The sequence below is a fragment of the Acetobacter cibinongensis genome (assembly GCF_000963925.1).
In the GTDB taxonomy this organism is placed as follows: Bacteria; Pseudomonadota; Alphaproteobacteria; order Acetobacterales; family Acetobacteraceae; genus Acetobacter; species Acetobacter cibinongensis.
In genome coordinates this window covers 1-1,460 of sequence record NZ_BAMV01000026.1, presented here as the reverse complement: position 1 = coordinate 1,460, position 1,460 = coordinate 1, and the positions used below count along the sequence as shown (strand labels likewise).

General features: G+C 56.9%; 1 protein-coding gene. It reads right to left on the bottom strand.

The features are described from left to right. Window positions 1–7: 7 nt before the first annotated feature. Window positions 8–1,411 carry an IS30 family transposase gene (locus Abci_RS12675; protein ID WP_148315187.1) on the bottom strand — a complete coding sequence of 468 codons (1,404 nt, stop codon included), beginning with the start codon at window positions 1,409–1,411 and terminating at the stop codon, window positions 8–10. Between the last annotated feature and the right edge of the window lie 49 nt (window positions 1,412–1,460).

Below are 1,460 nucleotides of genomic sequence, written 5' to 3'. Positions count from 1 at the left end.
GGCGGATTCAACCGGTCGTCGCAACACCTTCGATTATATGTTGTTTGAGCAGTTGGTCGAGTGCCTCTGCTGGTGTTTTCCAACCGAGTGTTTTGCGTGGCCGTGTATTCAGGGCATGAGCAACCGCATTTAATGCATCGGTATCATGCTGGGTGAGATCCGTTCCCTTGGGGAAGTATTGGCGCAGCAGACCATTGGTGTTTTCGTTGCTGCCACGTTGCCAGGGGCTTTTTGGATCACAGAAGTAGATATCAAGACCGGTATCGATCTGGAGTTGGGCGTGTTGTGCCATCTCCGCTCCCTGATCCCAGGTCAGGGATCTGCGTAGACTGGCAGGTAGCTCCATGATGGTCCCTGCAATCGCGTTACGAACGGCCTGGGCCCCATGACCGGCAAGGGCTGGACCATTCCTGATCACTCTGGTTTTTCCATGCCCTTCCATCCGCGGCAGATGCAGCAACATCGTAAAGCGCGTTGTGCGCTCGACCAAAGTTCCGATCGCTGAACTACCAAGGCCGAGAATAAGGTCGCCTTCCCAATGGCCCGGCACAGCTCTGTCCGCAACCTCTGCCGGACGATCACTGATCATCAAGGCGTCTTCGACAAATGATCTGCCTCGCTTACGCGCACGTTCCCGAGGAAGACGGAGTGCCCGCCCCGAGCGCAGGCAGGCGGACAGTTCGCGTTTCAGAGCGCCGCGCCCCTGGATGTAGAGTGCTTGATAAATTGCTTCGTGACTGATGCGCATGCTCTGATCCTCTGGGAAATCCATCTTCAGCCGTTGCGCGATCTGTTCCGGGCTCCATGCAAGGGACCAGCGTCGACTTTGACGATGAACTGCCCGTCGCTTTTTCCATATCACGACAGGCCCTTTCAGTGCGACACCATCCGGCGTGGCGATCAGGCCTGCAAGGCGATCGTGGACATAATCGTGCAAGGTAGAATTCTGTGCCAGCTTACTCACTTTGGGACGTTGGGCCGCACGATCCGCATGCCATTGCGCTGTAATGGCACGATAATTGAAATCCCCGCTCCGGGTCGCAGAATTGCGCCTGATCTCACGAGATATCGTGCTGGGCGAACGTCCCAGCTTGCGGGCAATAGCACGCACCCCGGTCTTGCGTGCGCATTCCAGGGCGATTTCTTCACGCTCGGAAAAAGAAAGACTACGGCCCTGTGGGCAAGAGGCCGAAGGGGTTAAATGTGTGGGTGGCATCCCGCCAGAACTCCGAAACCAACGGCTTCCAACTGGAGCAGAAACACCGGCTTCGATACCAGCCTCTTCGCTGGAAAGACCTGCCGCGATACCCTGCCAGAACCGACAAAGGGTCTCACGCTGCCAGACAGGCGGCCGTCCTGGCGAGCACAATTTGCGCCTTGTGGACCGATCCGATTTCCGTTTCCCTGTCATCGTCTACACCTCCAATATTAAGGTGTTGCGACGACCGGTTGAATCCGCC